Source organism: Mycobacterium simiae (assembly GCF_010727605.1).
Taxonomy (GTDB): domain Bacteria; phylum Actinomycetota; class Actinomycetes; order Mycobacteriales; family Mycobacteriaceae; genus Mycobacterium; species Mycobacterium simiae.
The window spans coordinates 3903962-3927410 of the sequence record NZ_AP022568.1; the positions used below are offsets into that span (position 1 = coordinate 3903962).

Annotated in this window: 23 protein-coding genes; 13 read left to right on the forward strand and 10 right to left on the reverse strand. The window is 67.6% G+C overall.

The window, feature by feature from the left end; translation table 11 throughout:
- Positions 1–21: 21 nt before the first annotated feature.
- The 3 genes from G6N33_RS18335 to G6N33_RS18345 are packed head-to-tail and all read left to right on the forward strand — an operon-like array spanning position 22 to position 3452.
- Complete coding sequence (locus G6N33_RS18335; RefSeq protein ID WP_044507732.1) at positions 22–1653, forward strand: long-chain fatty acid--CoA ligase; 1632 nt, start codon at positions 22–24, stop codon at positions 1651–1653.
- A 46-nt stretch (positions 1654–1699) separates the two neighbouring features.
- Positions 1700–2581, forward strand: coding sequence for a class II glutamine amidotransferase (locus G6N33_RS18340; RefSeq protein WP_044507731.1), 882 nt, complete (start codon positions 1700–1702; stop codon positions 2579–2581).
- A 1-nt stretch (position 2582) separates the two neighbouring features.
- On the forward strand, positions 2583–3452 hold the full coding sequence (locus G6N33_RS18345; protein ID WP_044507730.1) for a patatin-like phospholipase family protein: 870 nt from the start codon (positions 2583–2585) through the stop codon (positions 3450–3452).
- Here the strand turns inward: G6N33_RS18345 and G6N33_RS18350 are convergent, their stop codons facing one another.
- Positions 3453–4451 carry a patatin-like phospholipase family protein gene (locus G6N33_RS18350; RefSeq protein ID WP_044507728.1) on the reverse strand — a complete coding sequence of 333 codons (999 nt, stop codon included), beginning with the start codon at positions 4449–4451 and terminating at the stop codon, positions 3453–3455.
- Between the two features lie 145 nt (positions 4452–4596).
- Entirely contained in the window at positions 4597–5052 is a 456-nt protein-coding gene (locus G6N33_RS18355) for a lipoprotein LpqV (RefSeq protein ID WP_163771577.1), read from the reverse strand.
- A gap of 114 nt (positions 5053–5166) precedes the next feature.
- On the opposite strand from G6N33_RS18355, the gene G6N33_RS18360 reads away from it, so the two are divergent.
- On the forward strand, positions 5167–5766 hold the full coding sequence (locus G6N33_RS18360) for a cysteine dioxygenase (protein ID WP_081662052.1): 600 nt from the start codon (positions 5167–5169) through the stop codon (positions 5764–5766).
- Positions 5763–6260, forward strand: a complete 498-nt coding sequence (locus G6N33_RS18365) for a rhodanese-like domain-containing protein (protein WP_232069438.1) — start codon at positions 5763–5765, stop codon at positions 6258–6260. Before G6N33_RS18360 ends, G6N33_RS18365 begins: the two co-directional genes overlap by 4 nt.
- Here the strand turns inward: G6N33_RS18365 and G6N33_RS18370 are convergent.
- From G6N33_RS18370 to G6N33_RS18380, 3 genes are read right to left on the reverse strand one after another with little or no spacing between them, the layout of a single operon-like run.
- Positions 6155–7912 carry an alpha/beta hydrolase gene (locus G6N33_RS18370; RefSeq protein WP_044507722.1) on the reverse strand — a complete coding sequence of 586 codons (1758 nt, stop codon included), beginning with the start codon at positions 7910–7912 and terminating at the stop codon, positions 6155–6157. The two genes, G6N33_RS18365 and G6N33_RS18370, sit on opposite strands and share 106 nt — an antisense overlap.
- A 9-nt stretch (positions 7913–7921) precedes the next feature.
- Positions 7922–8716: an enoyl-CoA hydratase gene (locus tag G6N33_RS18375; RefSeq protein ID WP_101528528.1), complete on the reverse strand. Its 795-nt coding sequence runs from the start codon at positions 8714–8716 to the stop codon at positions 7922–7924.
- A gap of 12 nt (positions 8717–8728) precedes the next feature.
- Entirely contained in the window at positions 8729–9778 is a 1050-nt protein-coding gene (locus G6N33_RS18380) for an enoyl-CoA hydratase/isomerase family protein (protein ID WP_044507718.1), read from the reverse strand.
- 275 nt (positions 9779–10053) lie between these two features.
- Here G6N33_RS18380 and G6N33_RS18385 point away from each other — a divergent pair, with 275 nt between their 5' ends.
- Positions 10054–10914, forward strand: a complete 861-nt coding sequence (locus G6N33_RS18385) for a Bax inhibitor-1/YccA family protein (RefSeq protein ID WP_044512244.1) — start codon at positions 10054–10056, stop codon at positions 10912–10914.
- Between the two features lie 160 nt (positions 10915–11074).
- Here G6N33_RS18385 and G6N33_RS18390 read toward each other — a convergent pair whose 3' ends face one another.
- Together G6N33_RS18390 and G6N33_RS18395 are read right to left on the reverse strand one after the other, a co-directional pair.
- Positions 11075–12292: an acetyl-CoA C-acetyltransferase gene (locus G6N33_RS18390; protein ID WP_044507717.1), complete on the reverse strand. Its 1218-nt coding sequence runs from the start codon at positions 12290–12292 to the stop codon at positions 11075–11077.
- A gap of 93 nt (positions 12293–12385) precedes the next feature.
- Positions 12386–13345 (reverse strand): SGNH/GDSL hydrolase family protein, encoded by a 960-nt coding sequence (locus G6N33_RS18395; protein WP_044507716.1) that lies wholly within the window; start codon positions 13343–13345, stop codon positions 12386–12388.
- Between the two features lie 233 nt (positions 13346–13578).
- Between G6N33_RS18395 and G6N33_RS18400 the strand changes: the two genes are divergently transcribed.
- From G6N33_RS18400 to G6N33_RS18415, 4 genes are all read left to right on the forward strand, one after another.
- Entirely contained in the window at positions 13579–14646 is a 1068-nt protein-coding gene (locus G6N33_RS18400) for an alpha/beta hydrolase (RefSeq protein ID WP_044507715.1), read from the forward strand.
- Between the two features lie 65 nt (positions 14647–14711).
- Complete coding sequence (locus tag G6N33_RS18405) at positions 14712–16130, forward strand: cystathionine beta-synthase (RefSeq protein ID WP_044507711.1); 1419 nt, start codon at positions 14712–14714, stop codon at positions 16128–16130.
- Positions 16131–16215: 85 nt separating this feature from the next.
- The gene (locus tag G6N33_RS18410) at positions 16216–16944 is read left to right on the forward strand and encodes an RDD family protein (protein WP_044507710.1); all 729 of its coding nucleotides are present in this window, start codon (positions 16216–16218) and stop codon (positions 16942–16944) included.
- Positions 16945–16974: 30 nt separating this feature from the next.
- Positions 16975–18141, forward strand: a complete 1167-nt coding sequence (locus tag G6N33_RS18415; protein WP_044507709.1) for a cystathionine gamma-synthase — start codon at positions 16975–16977, stop codon at positions 18139–18141.
- Positions 18142–18163: 22 nt separating this feature from the next.
- Here the strand turns inward: G6N33_RS18415 and greA are convergent, their stop codons facing one another.
- Entirely contained in the window at positions 18164–18658 is a 495-nt protein-coding gene (greA, locus tag G6N33_RS18420) for a transcription elongation factor GreA (RefSeq protein WP_044507703.1), read from the reverse strand.
- Positions 18659–18845: 187 nt separating this feature from the next.
- Positions 18846–19307 carry a DUF4307 domain-containing protein gene (locus tag G6N33_RS18425; protein ID WP_101528742.1) on the reverse strand — a complete coding sequence of 154 codons (462 nt, stop codon included), beginning with the start codon at positions 19305–19307 and terminating at the stop codon, positions 18846–18848.
- A gap of 124 nt (positions 19308–19431) precedes the next feature.
- Between G6N33_RS18425 and mca the strand changes: the two genes are divergently transcribed.
- The 3 genes from mca to G6N33_RS18440 are packed head-to-tail and all read left to right on the forward strand — an operon-like array spanning position 19432 to position 22611.
- The gene (gene mca, locus G6N33_RS18430; RefSeq protein WP_101528740.1) at positions 19432–20304 is read left to right on the forward strand and encodes a mycothiol conjugate amidase Mca; all 873 of its coding nucleotides are present in this window, start codon (positions 19432–19434) and stop codon (positions 20302–20304) included.
- Positions 20301–20603, forward strand: coding sequence for a hypothetical protein (locus tag G6N33_RS18435; protein WP_044507697.1), 303 nt, complete (start codon positions 20301–20303; stop codon positions 20601–20603). Before mca ends, G6N33_RS18435 begins: the two co-directional genes overlap by 4 nt.
- Entirely contained in the window at positions 20590–22611 is a 2022-nt protein-coding gene (locus G6N33_RS18440) for a thioredoxin domain-containing protein (protein ID WP_101528741.1), read from the forward strand. Before G6N33_RS18435 ends, G6N33_RS18440 begins: the two co-directional genes overlap by 14 nt.
- Positions 22612–22686: 75 nt before the next feature.
- On the opposite strand, the gene trhA is transcribed toward G6N33_RS18440, so the two are convergent.
- On the reverse strand, positions 22687–23412 hold the full coding sequence (gene trhA / locus G6N33_RS18445) for a PAQR family membrane homeostasis protein TrhA (RefSeq protein WP_044507694.1): 726 nt from the start codon (positions 23410–23412) through the stop codon (positions 22687–22689).
- Between the last annotated feature and the right edge of the window lie 37 nt (positions 23413–23449).

Here is a 23449-nt window from a genome sequence, read left to right on the forward strand (position 1 = left end):
AGACGGTAAGGCGGTAGCTCGATGGACAGCACAATGCAGGACTTTCCGCTGACGATCACCGCGATCATGCGGCACAGCTGCGGCGTGCACGGCGCCCGAACCGTCACCACCGCTACCGACGACGGCTACCGGCATACCACGTACCGCGAACTCGGGCAGCAGGCCGCGCAATTGGCAAACGGGTTGCGCCGCCTCGGCGTCACCGGCGACGAGCGGATCGCGACGTTCATGTGGAACAACGCCGAACACCTGGCGGCCTACCTCGCGGTGCCCTCGATGGGCGCGGTGCTGCACACGCTCAACATCCGGTTGTTCCCCGAGCAGATCACCTTCGTCGCCAACGAGGCCGAGGACCAGGTCGTGCTGGTCGACATGTCGCTGGCCAAGCTGCTGGCGCCGGTCCTGCCCGAACTCAAGACGGTGCACACGGTGATCGCGGTCGGTGACGGCGACACGGCGCCGCTGCAGGAATCGGGCAAGACGGTGCTTCGCTACGCGGAGTTCCTCGACGGTGAGCCGACCGACTTCGACTGGCCACGCATCGAGGAAACCTCCGCCGCCGCCATGTGTTACACCAGTGGCACCACCGGCAATCCCAAAGGTGTTGTCTACAGCCATCGTTCGACCTTCCTTCATGCCATGGCCGCGTGTAGCAGCAACGGCATCGGGGTCGGCGCCTGCGACCGGGTGCTGTCGATCGTGCCGATGTTTCACGCCAACGCTTGGGGGTTGCCCTTCGCCGCCGCGATGGCTGGCGCCGCCCAGGTGTTGCCCGATCGTCACCTCGACGCCCGATCGCTGATCGACATGATCGAGAAATGGCGGCCCACCCTGGCCGGCGCCGTGCCGACCATCTGGAACGACGTAATGCACCATCTGGAAAGGGATCCCGACCACGATATTTCGTCGCTGCGCCAGGTCGCCTGCGGCGGGTCGGCCGTTCCGGTGTCGATGATGCAGACCTTCGAGGACAAGTACGACGTCCAGATCCGGCAGCTGTGGGGGATGACCGAGACGTCGCCGTTGGCCACCCTGGCCTGGCCGCCGGTGGACACTCCGCAGGACCAGCACTGGGCCATCCGCGGAACGCAGGGCCAACCGATATGCGGTGTGGAAATGCGGATCGTCGCCGACGACGGCACCGTGTTGCCCAACGACGGCCAGGCGGTCGGCGAGGTGGAGGTGCGCGGGCCGTGGATCACCGGCGCCTACTACCGGGGGCACGACGCCGCCAAGTTCGATTCCGGCTGGCTGCGCACCGGCGATGTCGGCCGCATCGACGAGCAGGGCTTCGTCACGCTGACCGACCGGGCCAAGGACGTCATCAAATCCGGCGGTGAGTGGATCTCCTCGGTCGAGCTGGAGAACTGCTTGATCGGCCACCCCGACGTCCTCAGGGCGGCGGTGGTCGGAGTGCCCGACGAGCGCTGGCAGGAACGGCCGCTGGCCCTGGTGGTCCGCAACGAGGGTGCGTCGGTGAGCGCCAGCGAACTTCGAAAGTTCCTGTCCGACAAAGTCGTTCGGTGGTGGCTTCCCGAACGGTGGGCCTTTGCCGATGAGGTCCCGCTCACCAGCGTGGGCAAGTACGACAAGAAGACGATCCGCGCCCGGTATGCGGACAACGCCTACCAGGTCATCGAGGCGCGCGACTGAAACCGTGGCGCGCTGAGCGATCAGCGCATTCGGTACGGTCGAGCCCATGTGTCGACTCTTTGGCCTGCACGCCGGGACGCACGCGTGTACCGCGACCTTCTGGCTGCTGGACGCGCCCGACAGCCTGTCCGAACAGAGCCGGCGCAACCCCGACGGCACCGGCCTGGGTGTGTTCGACACCGATGGCCGACCGCAGCTGTACAAGGAACCGATCGCCGCGTGGCAGGACGGCGACTTCGCGACCGAGGCGCACCGCGCGACCGGAACGACGTTCGTCGCGCATGTGCGCTACGCGACGACGGGAGCGCTGGACATCCGCAACACCCACCCGTTCCTGCAGGACGGTCGGATTTTCGCGCACAACGGTGTGCTCGAGGGACTCGATGTCCTCGACGCGCGGTTGCACGAAATCGGAACCGACGATTTGGTTTTGGGGCAGACGGACTCCGAGCGGGTGTTCGCATTGATCACCGGCTCGATTCGCGCGGCGGGTGGCGACGTCTCGGCGGGCGTTACCGAGGCGATGACCTGGCTAGCGGCCAATGTGCCGATCTATGCGGTCAACGTGTTGCTGAGCACGGCCACGGACATCTGGGCGCTGCGTTATCCCGGCACTCATCAGCTTTGCCTGCTGGATCGGCGTACCGACGGGGTCGACCCGCAATTCGACATGCGTACCAAGCGAATACACGCACAGTCCGCCGCGCTGTGCGACCGCGCCTCGGTGGTGTTGGCCACCGAGCCGATGAACGACGACCCGCGCTGGCGGTTGTTGCACCCCGGCGAGCTGGTGCACGTCGACGGTGACCTGCAGATCAGCCGCACGATGATCCTGCCGGACCCGCCGCGGTATCTGCTGCGCCGGGAGGATCTCAGCGTGCCCGTCGAAGATGCGCAACACGCGCTGGCGAACACCCGGAAGCTGTGAGGTGACCACCAGACGAGCGCTCGTGCTGGGCGGCGGTGGGATAGCCGGAATTGCTTGGGAGACAGGTATTTTGCGGGGAATCGCGGACGAGTCGCCCGCCGCGGCGCGGCTGCTGCTGGACGCCGACGTGCTGATCGGAACGTCGGCGGGTTCGGCGGTCGCTGCTCAGCTTGGCAGCGGCAGCACTCTGGAGACGTTGTTCGATCGGCAGGTCGGCGAGACCTCGAGTGAAATCGATTCCGGCGTCGACGTCGACACCATCACCGAACTGTTCCTGACCGCCCTGGGCGGACCCTACGATGAGTCGCAACCCCGGACACCCCAGCAGATGCAGCGCATCGGCGCGGTCGCGCTAAGCACCGCCACCGTTCCCGAGGCGATCCGCCGACGCGTGATCGAGGACCGCTTGCCGTCCCACGAGTGGCCGCAACGCGCGCTGCGCATCACCGCGATCGACACCGCCACCGGAGAATTGGTGGTCTTCGACGCCGCATCCGGGGTCTCGCTCGTCGATGCGGTGGCAGCCAGTTGCGCGGTGCCGGGTGCGTGGCCGCCGGTGACGATCGGTGGCCGGCGGTACATGGACGGCGGGGTGGCCAGCTCGGTCAACGTGGGTGTCGCGCGGGACTGCGACGCGGTCGTCGTGCTGGTGCCCGCGGCCGCCGACGCGCCGTCGGCCTTCGGTGCCGGGCCTGCCGCCGAGATCGCGTCGTTCGAAGGCCGGGCCTTTGCCGTGTTCGCCGATACCGGTTCGCGCAAGGCGTTCGGGCCCAACCCGTTAGACCCGCGCTGCCGGGTCGACTCGGCCGAAGCCGGCCGGCAGCAGGGCCGTCGCGAGGCACCGGCCCTCGCCCGATTCCTGGGTGTCTGATCAGCCCTCGATGGCGGGCGGCACGGGATCCTCGGTCGTGGCCTCGAGTGCGGCCAGCGCCCGGTCGGCCAGGACCCGGCCAATGTCGATCACCTCTGCGGCCCGGTGGAAATCCAGGCTCCGGCACGTCGAGCGCGGTACTTCAATCAACAGATCCGGCGGGTAGGCCGACAGCATGTGACGCGTGAGGGCGGACTGGGCGATGTCGAATGCCCGGTACATCACCTCGAAGCTGCCCAGCTTCGGGACCTCGAGCGCCTCGTCGACGGCATCGTGTTGGCCGGATGCCGACTCCTCGTCGGACCAGGTGTCCGCGCCGAACCGGCTCAGCACGGCGCGCGCGGTTGGCCGGTCGAGAAGCGAGCGCACCGCCGCGGCGTCGAGCAGCGCGGACGTGCTGCGCACCATCCGGTTCAGGAAGTCGGCGGTAGCGCCGGACTCCGGCTCGCGCTTGCCGATCACCTCGCTACCGCTGACGCCCACCGCGATCGTCAGATCGGCGTTGACCGCGGCGAGCGGGGCCATCGGCAGCGGATCCAGGATGCCGCCGTCGGCGAGCAGGCGGCCGCCGACCTCGTGCGGAGCGATCACCCCCGGGATTGCGATGGACGCCCGGATCGCCTCGTCGAGCGGGCCGTGCTGAAACCACACCGACTTGCCGGCCAGCAGATCGGTGGCGACCGCGGTGTAGGGAATCGGCAGTTCGTCGATGGTGACCTCGCCGAGGATGTCGCGCACCGCTTCCAGGATCTTCTCGGCGCGCATCACCCCGGCCGCGGTGATCGACGGGTCAAGCAGCCGCAGGATGGTCCGTTGCGTCAGCGACTTGGCCCAGTCGGCGAACTCGTCGAGCCGTCCGGCGGCCTGCAGGCCGCCGATCATCGCCCCCATCGAGGAGCCGGTGATTCCCACGATCTCGAAGCCGCGGGCCCGCAGCGCCTCGATCACTCCGATGTGCGCATAGCCGCGCGCGCCCCCGCTACCCAGTGCCAGCGCCACCCGGGTCGGTGCGGAACGACGCGCAACGGTTTCGCCGGACACCCCTACATTTTGCCGGGTGATGAGGGCCCGCGCCGGGCCGGGGTGGCAGTTTTTTCACCCGTGATCGCAACTGCGGCGAGCCGCGGAGCAAGCGCTTCCGCCGCTAATCGCACTCGTTGTCGGCGGCCGCGCGCACGGCGGTGATCACCGCCGCCTGCCGCGCCGGCGTCAGGTCCGACCACCGCGTGTTCCAGGTGCCCGCCGTGCTCGTCGATGTGGTCTGCAGCATCGCCAGGTACGGCTCGAACAGGGATTCACCGGGCCTGTGATGAGCGTCCATCCACACCTTCGCGGCGTGACAGGCCTGGTAGTACTCCTCTTCGGTCGACTCCGCGGGGACGTCGACCCGAGTGGTCACGCCGGCGGGGGACAGGCCGACCGCTCCGACAGGAGCCGGTGCCGGGCCGGTCGGTCCCGGCGACGTTCGCGTCGGCGACGACGTGGTTTTGCCGCCGGGCGCACCGCCGGACGAGCATCCCGCGACGCCGGGCGACACCGCACAACCGGCCGCCACTATCAGGGCGCCCCACCGCAGGGGGCGATCGCTGCGCCACCGCACAGCACTCAATCTATGCAACACTGGCTGCCGTGATGGAGCTCTTCGGATTTTGCGAGTGTTGTCGGCCCTGACGCGCCGCTGCTTGTCCGATCCGTCTCCCTGGAGCGTTCTCACATGTCTTTCCCTGTCGCCCGCTCTGCCGTGTTGCGTCCACCCACCTCCGCGTCGCCCTCGGCCGGGCCCACGGCGTTGCGAGTGCCTGACCTGCTGCACGCCACCGACCAGGCCGCCGACGACGTGCTCAGCGGACGCTGCGATCACCTGCTGCCCGCCGGGGGCATTCCGGAGTCGCAGCGCTGGTACGCCCGCATCCACGGCGACGACGAACTGGACGTCTGGTTGATCAGCTGGGTGCCCGGTCACGCGACCGAACTGCACGACCACGGCGGGTCGCTGGGTGCGCTGACCGTCGTGTCCGGCTCGCTCAACGAATTCCGTTGGGACGGAAGCAAACTGCGTCGCCGCCGGCTGGATGCCGGGGATCAGGCCGGGTTTCCACTGGGCTGGGTGCACGACGTGGTGTGGGCGCCCCGGCCCGTCCCCAGGCCGCTGTCCGGATCCGCGCCGACGATCGGTGCGCCGGCGGCACCGACGCTGAGCGTGCACGCGTACTCACCGCCGCTGAGCGCGATGTCCTACTACGAAGTCACCGGCCGCAACCGGCTGCGTCGCCGACGCACCGAACTGACCGACCAACCGGAGGGTGCGCGGTGAGCCGGATCGACGTGGTCCTGAGGTCCGCCCGGCGTCGTTTGTGTCGGTTGCCGGCCGCCGAGGTTCCCGACGCGGTCCGAGGTGGGGCGGTGCTCGTCGACATCCGGCCGCACGCGCAGCGAAGCAGTGAGGGCGAGGTACCGGGTGCCCTGGTCGTCGAGCGCAACGTCCTGGAATGGCGCTGCGACCCGACCAGCGATGCCCGGCTGCCGCAGGCCGTCGGCGACGATGTCGAATGGGTGATCCTGTGCTCGGAGGGCTACACCTCGAGCCTGGCCGCGGCCGCGCTGCTGGACATCGGTCTGCACCGCGCCACCGACGTCGTTGGCGGCTACCGGGCGCTGGCCGAGGTCGGGGTGCTCACCGAACTCGCCCAGCTCGCCGCTACTCAGTCGTTGGCATGGAGCAACGGGCGCAGCCGTGCGGTCTTCTCCGGCGTCCAGCCCGGTGGCGACAGCACCGCGGCCCAGCCGTCGGCCACGTCGGCGACGTAGCGGTGACCGTGCCCGTCGGGCACATCCACGGCCACGGCCATATCCGCGGACACCTGCAGAAATGTCACCACCGGAATCCACCGCGTCTGCGGCAGCACGTCATAGCCCCGCCGTTCGCGCAGCCAATCCGGCTTGGCGAACAGCAGATCGGGCGTCCACCACGCGATGGGGTCGGAGGCGTGCTGCAGATACACCACCCGCGGCGTACCCCACGGCTTCCTAGGGCGATCCAAATTGCTTGGCCGAGCGACGAACCGGGCATTGCTGCCGTCGTTATAGATGGGCAGCCACTCCGGTGACCCGGCGTCGCGGGTGGAGGTCAGGTCCTTCCAAATTGTGTTGTTGAATGTCGGTCCGCTGAACAGCGCGCCGTCGGTGCGGGCCAACACGTTGTTGAGGCTCATGAACGGCGCCTCGCCGCCGAACGACCCCAGGCTCTCGCCGAACACAACGAGTTTGGGCCGCTGCGCCTCGGGCAGCTGCCGCACCAGTTTGTCGACGGCCTCGAACAGCGCCTGCCCGGCGTGCCGCGCGTTCTCCTTGTCCACCAGGAAGGACAGCCAACTCGGTAGGAACGAGTACTGCATGCTGACGATCGCGGTGTTGCCGTTGTACATGTATTCCAGCGCCGAGGCTTCCGCTTCGTTGATCCAACCCGTTCCGGTGGTGGTGGCGACGGCCACGACGGCGCGTTGCAGCCCGCCGGCTCGCTGCAGTTCGCGCGCGGCCAGCTCGGCGGTCGCCGTGATGCCGTCGGCGGAATTGAGTCCGGCGTAGGCGCGGATCGGTGGGGTGGCGGGCGCGCCGTTGAAGCGGGTGAGGTCATCGATTTTGGGGCCGCCGTTGACGAAGATGCGGCCCTGGTGGCCCAGGGATTCCCACGACACCAGCGACTGCGGGCCGCCGGATTGCAGCGGCGTGCTCGGGGGACGGGTATCCGGGTTCATTTCGTTGTTGACCGCGGCGAACGTGTTGTTCATCGTGCGCATCGCGAACTTGATGACCACACCATTGAGCAGCGCGATGCTCAGCACTACCAGCAGGGTCACCACGATGGTGGCCGAGACGCGGAACGGTGCAATCCGATCCAGTTGCCGCACAAGGAAACTGAACAGGATGCGGATGGCCTGCCCAATCTCGACAATGGTGAACAGCACGATGATCGACAATCCGGCCGCGATCGGATAGTCGTACCACTTGAGGTGTTCGACGCCCATCAGGTCGCGCACGTCGTCTTGCCAGACGTGGAACCAGATCGCCATCAGCACCATGCCGACCGCGCCGATCGGCATCAGCACCTTCCATGCCCAGCGCGGAGGTGGTGGGCTGGATTCCTTGGAGCGCATGTACCGGACCAGCCAGACGGAGAAAACGCCCAGCCCGTAGCCGATGGCACCGGAGATGCCGCTGACCAGCCCTTGGAACAGCGCGCCGCGCGGGAGCAGGGACGGCGTCATCGAGAACCAGATGAAGATCAGCCCGACCGTGGTGCCGGTGAAGGTGTAGTGGCGAACCCAAAACGGCTTTGTCGCAATGTCCGTCACGTCTTCGGCCTCATCGGCCGTGAGAATGTCCGGGACCGCTTCGGCTTTGGTCGCCACGCCGACGTCTGAGTCGCCGTGCGTGCCGGTCGCCGAACCCGCTTCGGTCACGAAGGTAGTTTAGCGGTGGGTGAAATTGGGGGCGCGCTTCTCGACGAAGGCCGTCATACCCTCGGACTGATCGGCGGTCGCGAAAGTCGAATGGAACAGCCGACGTTCGTAGAGCAGCCCCTCAGCCAGGGTGGATTCGAAGGCGCGGTTGACGGCTTCTTTGGCCATCCGGGCCGCCGACAGCGACATCTGCGAAATGGTGGTCGCGACCGCCTTCGCCTCGGTCAGCAGGTCGTCGGCCGGCACCACCCGTGAAACCAGGCCGCTGCGTTCGGCTTCCTCGGCCCCGATCGTGCGGCCGGTCAGGATCAGGTCCATCGCCTTGGCCTTGCCGATGGCCCGGGTAAGCCGCTGGGAGCCACCCATTCCGGGCAGCACGCCGAGTTTGATCTCGGGCTGGCCGAACTTTGCGGTGTCGGCCGCGATCAACAGGTCGCACATCATCGCGAGCTCGCAGCCCCCGCCAAGCGCGTGCCCCGCGACCGCGGCAATCGTCGGGGTGCGGACCTCGGCCAATCTGTGCCAGGCGGCGAAGAAGTCGGCGCCGAACGCATCGGCGAATGTCAGGCCGGCCATCTCCTTGATGTCGGCCCCGGCGGCGAATGCTCGGGCCGAGCCGGTGATGATGATCGCGCCGATTCCCGGGTCCCGATCGAATTGTGTCGCCGCACTGGTGACTTCGTTCATCACCTGGGTATTGAGCGCGTTGAGCGCTTGCGGCCGGTTCAGCGTGATGATGCCGACCCGCTGATCACGCTCGACCAGGATGGTTTCGTAGCTTGTCTCGCTGGTTGTCTCGCTCACCGAACCGCCTTTCTAGAAACTTAAGTCGTCGTCGACCGGCGCAAAGTACGCGTCGATGTCGGCCGCGGTGACCGCGGCAAGGTTCGGCGGCGACCACTTCGGATCGCGATCCTTGTCGATGATCTGCGCCCGAATTCCTTCTACCAGATCGTGTGAGCGCGCAGCGGCCGAGGACAGCCGATAGTCCTGCACCAGAACGTCTTCCAGCGTTTCCATCTTCGCGGCCCGGCGTATCGCCTGTAGCGTCACCGACACAGCGATGGGGGAGCGGGAGGCAATCAGCTCGGCGGCGTCGTGTGCCGCACTCACATCGTGAGCGCGCAGCGCGGCGATGATGTCCTCGACGGTCTCACCAGCAAAGCACTCGTCGATCCAATGCTGTTGCGCAGCAAGCTCACTGGCCGGCGGTTCGACGGCGTGGACGGCCAGTGCCCCGTCGATCCCATCGTCGATGATCTTCGTGGTGAATGCGCCGAGTTGGTCATGCGGTACGAAGTGGTCGGCGAAGCCCAGCGCGATGGCGTCGGCCCCGGAGAACGGTGCCCCGGTCAAGGCGGCGTACAGCCCCAGCGCTCCGGGCGCCCGGGACAGCAGGTAGGCGCCGCCGACGTCGGGAACGAACCCGATGCCCACCTCGGGCATCGCGATCTTCGAGGTTTCGGTCACCACCCGGACGCTGGCGTGCGCGCTGACACCGACGCCGCCGCCCATCACGATGCCATCCATCAACGCCACATACGGCTTGGCATACCGGCCAATCTGAGCGTTGAGCAGGTATTCCTCCCGCCAGAATTTGCGGACCTCGACGCCATCCCGGCGCGCGCTGTGGTAGACGGCGACCACGTCGCCGCCGGCACACAGCCCGCGCTCGCCGGCCCCGCAGAGCACAACCGCGCGCACCGCGTCGTCGTCTTCCCAACGGGCCAGCAGCGGGCGCAGCGTCTCGACCATCGACTGGGTGAGCGAGTTGATCGCCTTCGGGCGGTTCAGCGTGATCAGGCCGATGCCGTTGTCGACACGGGTCAAAATCTCCGCGGTCTCGCCGCCGGACCCGTCGGTCACGCCTGCTGTCACGCCTCCTGCCACGCCGGAGCCTCCCTTTGCCGGAATCCCTGCCCGCAGGGCGGCTCGCCGCTCCCGCAGGCCTTGCTCAGCAATCTAGAGCGTGACTACGGGAGCAACACTCGCGGGTAAGGATTATGTATGAGCCGGCGACAGCGGCCGAACCCGGAGATACGCTGAAGAACACCAGCTCCGCTGGGAACTCGGGAAAACGGCTGATCGTTGAGTAGGTGTTCGCACAGCTCGAAGCCACAGTCTTAGGAGAGGAACCGACGGTGCGGGAGACCAGCAACCCGGTATTTCGTTCGCTGCCCAAGCAAAGCGGCGGATATGCGCAGTTCGGCACTGCCGCGGCCCCGCTGCAGCAGGGCTATTACCAGTCCAGCCCTTACCCGGCTCCGTATCAGGAGGCGAAGGCCTCCCGTCCGCTGACCATCGACGACGTCGTCACCAAGACCGGCATCACGCTGGCTGTGTTGATGACCTCCGCGGTGGTTTCGTTCTTCCTGGCGGCCAACAACCCCGCGCTGGCCGCGCCGCTGACCTTCATCGGCGCCATCGGCGGTTTGGTGTTGGTGCTGATCGCCACGTTCGGCCGCAAGCAGGACAACCCGGGGATCGTGCTGAGCTACGCCGTCCTTGAAGGACTGGCGCTCGGTGCCATCTCCTTGCTGCTCACATTCCAGGTCTCGGTCGGCAGTGGCCGTGCGGTCAACGCCGGAGCGATGATCGGCGAGGCCATCCTCGGCACGCTCGGTGTGTTCTTCGGCATGCTCGTCGTCTACAAGACCGGCGCCATCCGAGTGACCCCGAAGTTCACCCGCATGGTGGTCGCCGCCCTGTTCGGCGCGGTATTCCTGATGCTCGGCAACTTCGTGTTGGCAATGTTCGGTGTCGGCGGCGGCGAGGGCCTGGGCCTGCGCAGCGGCGGCACGGTGGCGATCATCTTCTCGCTGGTCATGATCGGGATCGCGGCGTTCAGCTTCTTGATCGACTTCGACGCGGCCGACCAGATGATCCGGGCGGGCGCGCCGGAGAAGGCGGCGTGGGGTATCGCGTTGGGCCTGACCGTGACCCTGGTCTGGCTGTACCTCGAAATCCTGCGTCTGCTCAGCTACTTCCAGGGCGACCGCTAGCCCGCTAGACGCAAAAGCCGGCGTGCCCACGGGCGCGCCGGCTTTTGCGTGCATCCGGCAATCCCGGGTGCCGCGACTAGTGTGGATACAGGGCGGCCTCACCCGGCGTGTCGGCGCCCCGGGCGAACACCGAACGCCCGGAACGCACACGCAATCGGCGTTAGCTGAGCCGCTCGAAGATCATGGCCATGCCCTGGCCGCCGCCGACGCACATGGTCTCCAGACCGAACGTCTTGTCGTGGGTCTGCAGGTTGTTGATCAACGTGGTGGCGATGCGGGCACCGGTCATGCCGAACGGATGGCCCAGGGCGATCGCGCCACCGGAGACGTTCAACTTGTCCTCGTCGAGCCCCAACTCGCGGGCGGAGCCCAACACCTGGACCGCGAACGCCTCGTTGATCTCATAGAGGTCGATGTCGTTGATCGACATGCCGGCCCGGGCCAGCGCCTGCTTGGACGCCTCGATCGGGCCCAACCCCATGATCTCCGGGGACAGGCCGCTGACGCCCGTGGACACGATGCGGGCCAGCGGCGTCAGGCCCAGCTCCTTGGCCTTGGTGTCGCTCATGATCACCAGCGCCGCGGCGCCGTCGTTGAGGGGGCAGGCGTTGCCGGCGGTCACGGTGCCGTTGGGCCGGAACACCGGCTTGAGCTCGCTGATCTTCTCGTATGTGGTGCCGGGACGCGGGCCGTCATCGGTGCTCACCGTGGTGCCGTCGGGCAGCGTCACCGGGGTGATTTCACGCTCGAAGAACCCGCTCTTGATCGCCTCCTCGGCGCGGTTCTGGCTGCGCACGCCCCAACGGTCCTGGTCCTCGCGGCTGATGCCGGTCAGCAATGCGACGTTCTCGGCCGTCTGACCCATCGCGATGTATACGTCGGGGAGGTTGCCGTCGGCGCGCGGGTCGTGCCACTCCTCGGCGCCGCCAGCCGCGGTCTGCGACCGCTCCTGGGCTTCGTTGAACAGCGGGTTTTTGGTGTCCGGCCACGAGTCGGCACTGCCCTTGGCGAAGCGCGACACGGTTTCCACCCCCGCGGAGATGAACACGTCGCCCTCGCCCGCCTTGATCGCGTGGAACGCCATCCGCGAGGTCTGCAGCGACGACGAGCAGTACCGGTTGACGGTGGTGCCGGGCAGGAAGTCGTAGCCCAATTCGACGGCGACGACGCGCGCCAGGTTGAATCCGGACTCGCCGCCCGGCTGGCCGCAGCCCAGGATCAGGTCGTCGATCTGGTGCGGATTCAGCGCGGGCACCTTGTCGAGCGCGGCGCGCACGATTTGGACGGTCAGGTCGTCAGGACGCATGTTGACCAGCGAGCCCTTCATGGCGCGACCGATCGGTGAACGGGCGGCGGAGACGACAACTGCTTCGGGCATGACGATTTCCCTTCACTGCGATGTGGGCACGCGCGCTGGACGGGTAGCACACCCACCCCGACGGGCTACCGCAAATCTAACCGTGCCGTTCGGTCAGTTCGACGATGGGGCGGCCGAACTGGGCGCCGGGCGCCGCCACAGGCGTGACATGGCGCTCAGCGGCGTGTGGCCGCCGCTGACCATCGGTGTCGCGGCGCGCGCCGCCAGGTTGAGCACCGGGCTGTTGACCTCGACACCGAGGGCGTCGCACAGCGCAACCAGCAACTGCGCCGCGGCCAGGCCGTAGGCCGTGGGGGACGGGTGGAAGCCGTCGGCGGAGAACATCAGCTCGGGGGTGGTTCGGAACTGGGGCGCCAGCAGCTGCGCCAGCGGCACCGGCACACCGCCGGAGGCCCGCACCGCTGCGGCCTGGGCCCGCGCCAGCTGGGTGGTGCGGGCATGTGCCAGCGAGCGCAGCGGCTGCGGGATCGCGGTGATGACCCCGAGGTCCGGGCAGGTGCCCACGACCACCACGGCGCCGCGGGACGTCAACTTGCGCACCGTCGTGCCGAGGCGTCGCGCGGACTGGCTGATCCCGTTCAAGGCGGTGACGTCGTTGGCGCCGATCATCACCACCGCGGCGTCCGGGGGTGCGCCGGCCACGAACATGGCGTCGACCTGGCCGCTCACACCCCTCGAGGTGGCCCCGACAATTGCCTTGGTGCTCAACCGAATTCGCTTGCCGGTTTGTTCGGCGAGCCCGCGTGCGATCAGCACGCCGGGCACCTCTTCGGCGCTCGCGCAGCCGTAGCCGGTGGCGGTCGAGTCGCCGAAGATCATGAAGTGCAGATCCGCGGACATGCCGCGCTGCCACCGCTGGACCTCACCGCCGCCCGGGCTGTACACCCCGTCGGCGCGGGGTGGGATGTCCCACGACTTCGGAATGATGGTGCGCGCATGCGTGGCCTGGCCGACCAGCAGGTTACGCGCGCCCAGATAGGCAGTCCCGGTCGACGCGAGTGCCCCCGCCGTGGCCAGGGCGATGGTCGAACGACGTGGCGCCCTGATGCTCACCAAATCAGTTTAGATCGGCTGTCATGTTTGCGCGGTCGCCCGACGAACAATGTGGTCACGGTGTGAACCAGATGTGGTATCAAATCAGACTCTTTAAACGTTGCAGTAGGCAATGGCTGCGAAGCTGATTTTCGACGGGTTGGCTGAACGACTCGGTGCATCGAAATGAACTGAGCGCTCGGCTTGCTCGTACACATGCTGAATCGCACTACAAGGGCGTAGGAGTGTCGAGCATGACCGCACCGAGCAAGGTTTCCGGCTCGCCCCGGAACACCACCTACCTAAAAGACGTGCTCAAGTCGCGGAGAGCCGCGGCGCGCAAGTTTGCCGTGAGCGACGGCGCGCCGGTCGAGGTCCTCGAATCCGGCCCCAGTGTGCAGGCACGAGTGGCCGCTTTGGCGTCTCGCGCCACCATCCGGCCGATATTGGCTGCGGGCAGCCACGCCCCGACCTTGCCGTGGCCGTGGGGGCTGATCGACTTCGCGGCCCGGGCCCTGTTGCCGGCTTCCGCGACCGTGCGCCAGACGGTGAAGCTGCCGAACTCCGGCGCCCAACTGGTGCGCGCGCCCGGTGTCCTGCCCGCCGACGGCACCCGGCGCATCGTGCTCTACTTTCACGGCGGTGCGTTCCTGACCTGCGGAGCGAACTCCCACGGGCGCGTGGTCGAAGCCATCTCGACCTTTGCCGACGCGCCCGTTCTCATCGTCAACTACCGGCTGCTGCCCAAGCATTCGATCGGCATGGCGCTGCAGGACTGCCACGACGGCTACCGCTGGTTGCGTCGGCGCGGCTACCAACCGGATCAGATCGTGCTTGCCGGCGATTCCGCGGGCGGGTATCTCGCGCTGTCCCTCGCGCAGCGACTGCAGGAGGAAGGCGAGGAGCCGGCGGCGCTGGTGGCGATCTCACCGCTGCTGCAGTTGGCAAAGGAATGCAAGCAGACGCATCCCAACATTAAGACCGATGCGATGTTTACTGCCAAGGCTTTTGATGCGCTGGATGAACTGGTCGCCAGCGCGGCGCGCAAGAACATTGTCGACGGCAGGGCCGAGGAGATCTACGAACCGCTGGAGCACATCAAGCCCGGCCTGCCGCGCACGCTGATTCACGTTTCCGGATCCGAGGTGTTGCTGCATGACGCCCAGTTGGCCGCCAGCAGGCTGGCTGCCGTCGGCGTTCCGGCCGAGGTGCGGGTGTGGCCCGGCCAGGTACACGACTTCCAGTTGACGGCGCCGCTGGTACCCGAGGCCGTGCGTTCGCTACGCCAGATCGGTGAATACATCCGCGAAGCCACCGGCTAGCCGCGACTGCCGGCCGGCATCACAGGCGGTGTGCGCGCCCCGAAAACGCCTGAGACCATGAACACATGCGAATTGCGCAACACATCAGTGAGCTCATCGGCGGCACCCCCCTGGTCCGGTTGAACTCCGTCATCCCCGCCGGCGCCGGCACTGTTGCGGCAAAGATCGAATACCTCAATCCAGGCGGCAGCTCCAAGGACCGCATCGCGGTCAAGATGATCGACGCTGCCGAAGCCAGCGGCCTGCTCAAGCCGGGCGGCACCATCGTCGAACCCACCTCCGGCAACACCGGCGTCGGCCTGGCCCTGGTGGCCCAGCATCGCGGCTACAAATGCGTTTTCGTCTGCCCGGACAAGGTCAGTGAGGACAAGCGCAATGTGCTGATCGCTTACGGGGCCGAAGTGGTGGTGTGCCCGACCGCGGTCCCCCCGGAGCACCCGGACAGCTACTACAGCGTCTCGGATCGGCTGGTTAAGGAGATCGACGGCGCCTGGAAGCCAGACCAGTACGCCAACCCGGAGGGTCCCGCCAGCCACTACGCCACGACCGGTCCCGAGGTTTGGGCCGACACCGACGGCAAAATCACCCACTTCGTCGCGGGCATCGGCACCGGCGGGACTATCAGCGGCGCCGGCCGTTACCTCAAAGAGGTGTCGGCTGCACGGCCGGAGGGACCGGTGCGCATCATCGGCGCGGACCCGGAGGGCTCGGTGTATTCCGGGGGCAGCGGCCGGCCCTATCTGGTCGAGGGCGTCGGCGAGGATTTCTGGCCCGCGGCCTACGACCCGACGGTGCCGGATCAAATTATCGCGGTGTCGGACTCCGACTCGTTCGACATGACCCGCAGGCTGGCCCGTGAGGAGGCGATGCTGGTCGGCGGCTCGTGTGGCATGGCCGTGGTCGCGGCGGCGAAGGTGGCCGAGGAAGCCGGACCCGACGCCCTGGTCGTGGTGTTGTTGCCGGACGGCGGCCGCGGCTACATGTCGAAGATCTTCAACGACGCGTGGATGTCGTCGTACGGCTTCCTGCGGACCCGGCTGGACGGCTCGACCGAGCAGCCCACGGTCGGGGACGTGCTGCGCGGCAAGTCCGGTGCCCTGCCCGACCTGGTGCATACCCACCCGTCGGAGACGGTGCGCGACGCTATCGGCATTCTGCGGGAGTACGGCGTCTCGCAGATGCCGGTGGTGGGTGCCGAGCCGCCGGTGATGGCCGGCGAAGTCGCCGGCAGTGTGTCCGAGCGGGAACTGCTCTCGGCCGTCTTCGAGGGCCGGGCCAAGCTGGCCGACGCCGTCTCCGAGCACATGAGCCCCTCACTGCCGATGATCGGCGCCGGCGAGCTGGTCGGCGTCGCCGGGAAGGCGCTGCGTGACAAGGACGCGCTGATGGTCGTCGAGGAAGGAAAACCCGTCGGGGTCATCACGCGATACGACCTTTTGGGCTTCCTGTCGGACGGGCCCCGCACGCAATCTGGGCGGCGTTGACGACGTCGTTGCGGCCGCCGCGGCCGACGCCGCTCAGGTACTGTAATGCGGCCAGCTCGGCTAAACCGCAGTGGAAGGTTGCCCGATGACCGATCAACCGCCGACCGATCAACCACCGCTTTCCCCCTCGCCGGAACCGTCTGGCGATCACGAGCCGCCCGCGGGCGGCTACGAGCCTTCTCCCTCGGCGCCGGGCGCCTCCAACCCGCCACCGCCGCCACCACCGGCCGGCGGCTCTTATCCACCCCCGCCGCCACCGGGTGGCGGCTCCTACCCGCCCCCGCCGCCGTCGTCCGGGGGCTATGCACCGCCGCCGCCCGGACCGGCGATCCGGACCCTGCCTACCGAGTCCTACACGCCCTGGGTCACCCGGGTGCTGGCCCTGCTCATCGACTACCTGCCCTACCTGGTCGTGCAGGGCATCGGCAGCGGCATCATGTACCTCACCCAGCAGTCCACCTGCGTCACCAACATCACCCAATACGACGTCAGCCAGTACTGCGCTAGCCAACCCTCGATGATCGGACAGTTGGCGCAATGGCTGGCTACGCTGGTCGGTCTGGCCTACTGGGTGTGGAACCGCGGCTACCGGCAGGGCACCACGGGTTCGAGCCTGGGTAAGACAGTGATGAATATCAAGGTGGTCAGCGAAACCACCGGCCAGCCAATCGGATTCGGGTTGTCCGTGGTGCGCGATTTGGCCCACCTGGTCGACGCGATCATCTGCTTCATCGGGTTCCTGTTCCCGCTGTGGGATGCCAAACGGCAGACGCTGGCCGACAAGATCATGACCACGGTGGTCCTGCCGACCTAATCAGCCTGCCGCGCTCTAGGCTGGTCGTCGATGACGCAAAACCCGCACGGCCGCGACGGAATCAACGGGCTGGCCACCAAAGCCATCCATGCCGGCTACCACCCGGATCCGGCAACCGGGGCGGTGAACACGCCGATCTATGCCAGCAGCACCTTCGCCCAGGACGGTGTGGGCGGGCTGCGCGGCGGATTCGAATACGCGCGCACCGGCAACCCGACCCGGGCCGCGCTGGAGGCGTCCCTGGCGGCGGTGGAAGGCGGCGCGTTCGCCCGCGCGTTCAGCTCCGGTATGGCCGCCACCGACTGCGCCCTGCGCGCGATGCTGCGCCCGGGCGATCACCTAGTCATCCCCAATGACGCCTACGGCGGCACATTCCGGTTGATCGACAAGGTGTTCACCCAGTGGAACCTCGATTACACACCGGCCGCGTTGTCCGAGCTCGATGCGGTGCGGGCGGCGATCACGCCGCGCACCCGGCTGATCTGGGTGGAAACGCCGACGAATCCGTTGTTGTCCATCGCCGACATCGCGGCCATTGCCGAAATCGGCCAGCAGAACGGGGCGAAGGTACTGGTGGACAGCACCTTTGCCTCACCGGCGCTGCAGCAGGCGTTGCTGCTGGGCGCCGATGTGGTGCTGCACTCGACCACCAAGTACATCGGCGGGCACTCGGATGTGGTGGGCGGCGCGCTGGTCACCAACGACAAGGCGCTCGACGACGCGTTTGGTTTCCTGCAGAACGGGGCCGGTGGGGTGCCGGGCCCGTTCGACGCCTACCTCACCATGCGCGGCCTGAAGACACTGGTGCTGCGGATGCAGCGGCACAGCGAAAACGCTTTGGCCGTAGCCGAATTCCTGGCCGGGCATCCCGCGGTCGGCACGGTGCTGTATCCGGGTCTGCCCAGCCATCCCGGACACGACGTAGCCGCGCGGCAGATGAGCGGTTTCGGCGGCATGGTCTCGGTGCGGATGCGTGGCGGGCGCGCCGCAGCCGAAAAGCTTTGTGCTGCCACCACGGTGTTCATCCTGGCCGAGTCGCTCGGCGGGGTCGAGTCGTTGATCGAACATCCCAGCGCCATGACGCACGCGTCGACGGCGGGGTCGCAATTGGAAGTACCGGACGACCTGGTGCGGCTGTCGGTCGGTATTGAGGACGTCGCCGACTTGCTCGCCGACCTCGACCAAGCCCTGGGCTAGTTCGGGCTAGCTCGCCGCGGAACTATTCGTGGTAGGGCTCCGCGCTCACCAGCGTGACCTCGACGGTGTTGCCGTTGGGCACGGTGTAGGTGCGGGTCTCACCCTCTTTGGCGTCGATCAGCGCGCCGCCCAGCGGTGAGTTCGGCGAGTACACCTCGAGCTTGCCGTCCTTGACGCCCTCCTGGCGGGTAGCGATCAGGAAGGTCTCGGTGTCGGACTTGTCGCCGTTGTAGTAGACCTTCACCACCGAACCGGGCAGCGCGACGCCGGACTGCTTGGGCGCCTCGCCGACCTTGGCGTTGTTGAGCAGGTCCTGCAGCTGGCGGATGCGGGCCTCCTGCTGGCCCTGCTCCTCGCGGGCAGCGTGGTAGCCGCCGTTCTCGCGCAGGTCGCCCTCCTCGCGGCGGTCGTTGATCTCCGCCGCGATCACCGGGCGGTTCGCAATGAGCTGATCGAGTTCGGCCTTGAGCCGGTCATGTGACTCCTGGGTCAGCCAGGTCACCTGAGTGTCCGTCATCTCGTCGTGCTCCTCGTCCTGTTGCTCCGCGTAACTGCGTAAGTCTGTGAACTCCGCCGATGGGAGTGCCTGGGTTCCGCCCCGTGCTGCCGCCCCGTTTTGCTCACGGCCGCTAATGCAGCAATACACGGTCCCAGCTGGAACCGTGCATTCATCCATGTTACCACCGTGGAAACTGCCGATGACGTCATTTGGGATCCACATTTGTGACCGATCGGGCGGGCCGCAGGTAACCGGGGACGTCGGTGCCGCACCCGTAGATGTCGGCCATCGCCGGTGGCGCCGACGACTTCACCGTGGTCGTCACCTGCACTGTTGCCTGCTCGGACGGCGGGACGAGCACTTCCCGTCGGCCGGTTTCGCGGCCGTCTTTGGCGCGCACCCGCACGATGCACTCCACCGGCCGCGACGGATCAGATCGCGTCACGCTGATCGTTACTGACGCCGTTTCCTCGTCCAGGACCGCGTAGCCGGCCAGCGACCCGGAGACGGCGCTGGTGCCCAGGTGCTGGTAGCCGACGATCGCGATGCCGATGCCGGCCGCGAGCACCAGCACACCGAGCCCGATGGCCAACCGGCGTCGGGACACGCGGGATAGTCGCGAACGTCCGTAGCGGGATTCCGGACGCGGGATGGAAGTCGGGTTCATGGGGAGGTTCACCGGGGACTGGTCTGCTGCCGGCCGGGCGGCCGAGCGCATGCAACATCGAAGAACTGGAATTATATGGTCCTTATAGGCTCGGGGGAGACCAGCGGATCCGACAAGGGGACACGTGAGCGAACTGCGGTTGATGGCGGTGCACGCCCACCCCGACGACGAGTCCAGCAAGGGCGCGGCCACTCTGGCCCGCTATGCCGACGAGGGGCATCGCGTGCTGGTTGTCACGCTCACCGGAGGTGAGCGCGGCGACATCCTCAATCCGGCGATGGACCTGCCCGACGTCAAGGAGCACATCGCCGAAATTCGCCGGGACGAGATGGCCAAGGCCGCCGAAATTCTCGGCGTCGAGCACACCTGGCTCGGCTTCATCGATTCCGGCCTGCCCAAGGGAGATCCGCCGCCGCCGCTGCCGGAGGGGTGCTTCGCGCTGGTGCCCCTGGAGCAGCCCGTCGAGGCCCTGGTGCGGGTGGTCCGCGAGTTCCGGCCGCACGTGGTCGTCACCTACGACGAGAACGGTGGCTACCCGCATCCGGATCACATTCGCTGCCACCAGGTTTCGGTCGGAGCGTACGAAGCGGCCGCCGACTTCGCCCGCTTCCCGGATGCCGGTGAGCCGTGGGCGGTGTCCAAGCTGTACTACGTGCACGGGTTTTTGCGCCAGCGGATGCAGCTGCTGCAGGACGAATTCGCCAAGCGTGGCGAGGAGGGCCCGTTCGGCCGGTGGCTGGAGTACTGGAAGCCGGAGCACGATCCGTTCGACAAGCGGGTGACCACCCGGGTGGAATGTTCACAGTACTTCAGCCAGCGCGACGATGCGCTGCGCGCGCACGCTACGCAGATCGATCCCAACGCCGAATTCTTCGCCGCCCCGATCGCCTGGCAGCAACGGCTCTGGCCGACCGAGGAATTCGAATTGGCCCGGTCCCGCGTTCCGGTTCGGTTGCCCGAGGACGACCTGTTCGCCGGAATCGAGGACCGCCAGTGAGCCATGCGCTATTGACGGTGCTCGCCGACGGCCCGCCGCGTAACACCGGGCCCGATTTCGGCAAGGCCAGTCCGATCGGCCTGCTGGTCGTCGTGCTGCTGTTGATCGCCACTTTGTTCCTGCTGCGCTCGATGAACCGGCAGCTGAAAAAGGTGCCCGAGTCCTTCGACCCCACCCATCCCGAACCCGATCAGGCCGCCGACGAGGGCACCGACCCGGTCGTCCCTCCCCCCGACGAAACCTCGGGGCCGGCGAACGGATCGAGGCGGCCGTCGGGATCCGGTGATGAGCCCGGCTGAATCCGCCGGGACCAACACCCTGGGGCTGGCCACCAGCCCCTATCTGCGTCAGCACGCCGACAATCCGGTGCACTGGCAGCAGTGGACGCCGCAGGCGATGGCCGAGGCGGCCGCGCGCGACGTACCGATCCTGCTCTCGATCGGCTACGCGGCTTGCCATTGGTGTCACGTGATGGCCCATGAATCGTTCGAGGACGACGAGGTGGCCGCCGCGATGAATGCGAACTTCGTCTGCGTCAAGGTCGACCGCGAGGAACGCCCCGACATCGACGCGGTCTACATGAATGCCACCATTGCCCTCACCGGGCACGGCGGCTGGCCGATGACATGCTTTCTGACGCCGGACGGGCGGCCCTTCTTCTGCGGCACCTACTATCCGAAAGACGGTTTCCTGCAATTACTTTCCGCGGTCACCGAGACCTGGCGCGGCCGCCGCGGCGAAGTCGAGGAGGCATCCGACCAGATCGCCGGCGAGCTGCGCAAGATGACCGGAGCGTTTCCGGGCGCGGCCGGCGCGGGCCCCGGCATCGATCCGGGATTGTGTGATCATGCGGTTGCCACCGTGCTGGGCGGTCTGGACACGGTGCACGGCGGCTTCGGCGGGGCACCCAAATTCCCGCCGTCGGCGATGCTCGAAGCGTTGCTGCGCCACTACGAGCGCACCGGCTCGGTGTCGTCGCTGCAGGCCGTCGCGCGCACCGGCAGTGCTATGGCCCGCGGTGGCCTCTATGACCAACTCGCCGGCGGATTCGCCCGTTATAGCGTCGACAATGCTTGGGTGGTACCGCATTTCGAGAAGATGCTGTATGACAACGCGCTGCTGTTACGCGCCTATGCACACTGGGCTCGGCGTACCGGAGATCAGCTGGCGCGCCGGGTCGCGGGGCAGACCGCGCGATTTTTGCTCGACGAGCTGGCCGACGGCGCTATGTTCACGTCGTCGCTGGACGCGGACGCCGGCGGCCGCGAAGGCGCCAGTTACGTCTGGACTCCCGAACAGTTGACCGAGGTACTCGGACCCGTCGACGGTCGTTGGGCCGCAGCGGTTTTCGCGGTCACCGAGCCCGGCACGTTCGAACAGGGGATGTCGGTGCTGCAACTGCCCAACGACCCTGCCGATCAGGACCGGCTCGAGCGGGTCCGGACCGCGCTGCTGGCGGCCCGGCTGACTCGGACGCAGCCGGGCCGCGACGACAAGGTCGTCACGTCTTGGAATGGTCTGGCGATCACCGCCCTGGCCGAGGCCAGCGTGGCGCTCGACGACCCCGAGCTCGCCCGCGTGGCGCGGCACTGCGCGACGGCGGTGCTCGACGTGCACTGGGTCGACGGCCGGTTGCGGCGAGCCAGCCTCGGCGGGGTGGTCGGCGACAGCGCCGGCATCCTGGAGGACTACGCGATGCTGGCCACCGGCCTGCTGGCGCTCTACCAGCTGACCGTCGAGGACAGCTGGCTATCGGCGGCGGTCGAGCTTCTCGACACCGCCTGCGAGCATTTCACCGATGCGCAGCAGTCCGGACGTTGGTATGACACCGCCGACGATGCCGAACAGCTGGTGCTGCGGCCCGCCGACCCGCTGGACGGGGCGACACCGTCGGGTGCTGCAACGATCACCGAAGCGCTGCTGACCGCGGCGCACCTGGTCGACGGCGCCACAGCGCCGCGGTATCTGACGGCGGCGCTGCAGACCCTCGGCGCGCACGCCCTGCTGCTGGCGCGGGCCCCGGCGTCGGCCGGGCACTGGCTGGCCGTGGCCGAGGCGGCGGTGCGCGGCCCGCTGCAGATCGCGGTCGTCTGCGACTCCGCGCGGTCGGTGCTGTTGGCCGACGCGCGCCGGCTGGCTCCCGGCGGAGCGATCGTGGTGGGCGGGACGATGGACTCCTCGACGCTGCTGGTCGGGCGGGACCGGGTGAACGGCGCCGACGCCGCCTACGTGTGCCGGGGCCGGCTCTGCGATCTACCGGTCACTCGGTCGGCCGACCTGGCCGCCGCGTTGGGTGTGCACTCCTAACACCGCCGCGAAACTGTATTCCCCGACGCGTTTCGCGAGTAGTGCCGTCGCTAGTTGCAGTCTCGCGAGTGTGGATCAGAAGACCACGAACCACATCGCGATGTAGTGGCAGATCGCCGCGATCGCGGTGCAGGCATGGAAGAACTCGTGGTAGCCGAATGTCGTCGGCCATGGGTCGGGCCAGCGCAGCGCGTAGAGAATGCCGCCGATGCTGTACAGCGCGCCGCCGACGAACAGCAGCACCATGGCTGCCACCCCGGCGTTGTGCAGGATCTCGCCGGTGTACCAGACCGCGACCCACCCGAGCAGGATGTACAGCGGCACACCGACCCACCGCGGCGCGGTTGGCCAGAGCATCTTGAGCAGAATCCCGGCCGCCGCTCCGCCCCACACAATCGACAGCACCACGTGCCCGTCCTGCGGGGAGAGGGCCAACAGCGCAAACGGTGTGTAGCTGCCCGCGATGAACACGAAGATCATCGAGTGGTCGGCCCGCTTCATCCACTTCTGGGCGGTCGCGGATTTCCAGTGCTTGCGGTGATAGGTGGCGCTGACGGAGAACATCACGATGGTGGCCGCGGTATACAGCAGCGTCGCCAAGCCGGCGCGGGTGGACCCCACCGCCCACGACACCGCGACCAGCGAGGCGCCGGCGAATACGGCGGTGGCCGCCGAATAGACGTGGATCCAGCCGCGGAACCGCGGCTTGGTCAGTACCCGGGCGACACCCTCGACCAGTTGATGTGCCGCATTGGCGGTGAGTCCTTGAGGTTCGGGCTGCTCCGTCGTGGTCTGACTCATGTCTCCTGATGCTTTCGTCCGATGACGGTCGAAATTG